The sequence below is a fragment of the Thalassospira sp. UBA4513 genome, from assembly GCF_002388495.1.
Lineage (GTDB): Bacteria > Pseudomonadota > Alphaproteobacteria > Rhodospirillales > Thalassospiraceae > Thalassospira > Thalassospira tepidiphila.
Window position 1 is genome coordinate 119,365 of the sequence record NZ_DGMR01000031.1, and the last position, 201, is coordinate 119,565.

Sequence of the window (201 nt, forward strand, 5' to 3'; positions counted from 1 at the left end):
GTTTTCCAGATCGGCGGTGAAGTTGTACTGCACATAGCGTTCAAAGAATTTCGACAGGAAGGCGGTCACGAGGCGACCGCGGTCCTGTGCGACGAAACGGCGACGTTCCAGCAACACATAGTTCCGGTCCTGAAGAACCGAAATGATCGACGCATAGGTCGACGGACGACCAATGCCGAGTTCTTCCATCTTCTTGACCAG

Annotated in this window: 1 protein-coding gene; it reads right to left on the reverse strand. The window is 54.2% G+C overall.

Going from position 1 to position 201, the window contains the following annotated elements; all coding sequences use genetic code 11:
- Positions 1–201: DNA topoisomerase (locus B2T33_RS12735; protein WP_286792227.1), on the reverse strand; the 201-nt coding region annotated here is incomplete at both ends.